Origin of the sequence: Vibrio sp. 10N.239.312.D08, assembly GCF_041466145.1 — a bacterium.
GTDB classification, from domain to species: domain Bacteria; phylum Pseudomonadota; class Gammaproteobacteria; order Enterobacterales; family Vibrionaceae; genus Vibrio; species Vibrio crassostreae_C.
On sequence record NZ_JBFSSD010000099.1, the window covers coordinates 1 to 2,353 of the forward strand.

The 2,353-nt window shown below is 43.2% G+C and carries 1 protein-coding gene; it reads right to left on the reverse strand.

What is annotated here, in order from left to right; genetic code table 11:
- Positions 1–290: 290 nt before the first annotated feature.
- On the reverse strand, positions 291–1,916 hold the full coding sequence (locus tag AB6D58_RS24250; protein WP_136983006.1) for a methyl-accepting chemotaxis protein: 1,626 nt from the start codon (positions 1,914–1,916) through the stop codon (positions 291–293).
- Positions 1,917–2,353 lie beyond the last annotated feature (437 nt).

Below are 2,353 nucleotides of genomic sequence, written 5' to 3' on the forward strand. Positions count from 1 at the left end.
AACCACCGACACGAGGATTTTCAATCCTCTGCTCTACCGACTGAGCTATCCGGGCGACGAGGTGTATTAAACGTGTTTTCGCGTTCTGGGTCAACATTAAATTGCAAAAAAAGTATCGTTTGATGTTTTTCTATACTTAGTGGGTTGTTTTTGCTCATTTGGGGTGAAAAACCTAGGTCTAGCATGCCCTAAAAGATAGTAAAACTACGGTTAACTACACTGAATGGGCGCCGAAATAAAAAAAGCACGTATGAAAACGTGCTTTTTTATTTGAAAATTTTCTAGGGAGTTTAGTGTTTTACTTCAAACCTATTAACCCAAGCTTCTAATTCGTTGGAAAGAGAGGCAAGAGTTTGGGTGCTGTTATGACTTTCTGTTACGACATTGCTCAGTTGGTTACCGCTCTCTTCGATCATATTGATACGCTTCGATATATCATCGCTCACCTGAGTCTGCTCAGCGGCAGCTGTTGCGATTTGATGACTCATTGATGAAATGGACTCTAATGCGACAACAATCTGTTGTAGTGCTTCAGAGGCGTTTTGAGACTCTGTTACGGTGCTTTCACTGGTCGCGGCACACACTTCCATGGTTTGAATTGCGTTGCGAGATCCCTCTTGAAGGTTATTAATCATTAATTGGATTTCTTTTGTGCTCGATTGTGTTCTGCCTGCAAGGTTACGAACCTCATCTGCTACAACAGCAAATCCACGACCTTGTTCGCCAGCTCGAGCTGCTTCAATGGCTGCATTTAGTGCCAATAGGTTAGTTTGCTCCGCTATATCACCAATCACATCCAATACTTTTGCAATGTTGTTTACATCGTTATCTAGGTTAGCGACAGCTTCGCTTGCTGTGCCTAGTTGGCCTGCTAAGCCTTGAATGTTATCTACTGTGTTGTGAATGAGTTGTTGGGTATGCTGGCTCTGTTTGTCGGCCTCGTCGGTGTTGCGCGCGGTATCGCTAGCTGAAGCAGCTACGTTATTGGCTGAAGAGGCCATCTCGGTCATTGCTGTCGCGATCATCTCTGTTGATTGCTGTTGGGTGTCTGTCAGTTGACCAATTGACCCAGCGCGATCTTCTACGCGCTGCAGTTCGCCTCTTAATGCCAGCATTGAAGCGTCAAGGTTTGATACTAGCTCAGCCAATGACTTACTCATTTGTTGTACGGCGTGATAGATACTGCCGTCAATTGCCTGAGTTTCGAAAGAGGTTTGAATTCGACCTTGTGCTACGGCTTGTACTGCTTCTCGTACGTCTTTAGGTTCGCCGCCAAGAAGCGCTAGCATGCGTTTAATGGATACAATTAGGCTCGCCAGAATAAGACCAGCAATCACGACACAAAGGAATAGCTGCCATTGAGCAGTAGACCAAAAACGAGCGTTAACTTCATTGAACCCGATACCAGTGCCGACAACCCAACCCCAATGTGGCGTTTTCTCTGCAATAGACAGTTTTTCTTCAATCGTTCCATCTGGCTGTTTTTGGGTCCAGGTGTACTCAATGATCTCGCCAGTACGATTACCAAGTACTCTTTGGATTAGCTGCCCAACACTATTGCCGTCGCCATCTTTAAAGTCGTTAAAACTGGTTCCGTGCAGTTGAGGATCTAATGGTGTCGCGATAAACGTCATGTTCTCATCGGCTACGTAAACATATTCATTATCTTTATAGATGTTGTTGCGTAGAAGGCGAGTAGCTAGTTGCTTGGCTTGCTCTTCTTCTAGTGTGCCATCAATCGCCATTTTTTCGACTTCAGTAAGAATGCTGTATGCGCTCTTAAACAGCTCTGTTACGCGAGCTTTGTTGTCCATGTTGCTAGCAACTCTTAAGGTCCATAAGCCTGTAGCCGTCAGTGCTAGCAGGGCGATCAAGATGATGCCCGATAATAAGTAAGCTTGCGTTTTTAGTTTCATATTTCCCCGCGCAGCGATTCAATAATTAGTATTAGGTATAATTCATCGAATCTTAATCTAAGTGGTGTAAGGCAGATATTAGAAAGACATCAAAGTATGATAGGGATTAAATTTTCGAAGAAAAAAAAGTAACAGGACTTGGTTCTATTTGTTTTAATGTGAATATTAGCGGGTCATGAACTTTATAAGGCGTTGGTTCTGTTGTAGTGGATATGCTTTATAGAACTTAGAATCAACTGCTGTAGTAAGAGTACTAAAAGGAGATAACTCAATTTATCGAGACTGATTAAGAGTTAGTGAGGAGCTGATGTGTATATTGAATAGAGTTTGTTTTTGTTCAAACGAAAAAAAGCCAAGTCTTTCGACTTGGCTTTCTTGAATGTGGCTCCCCTTGCAAGACTTGAACTTGCGACATACGGATTAACAGTCCGCCGTTC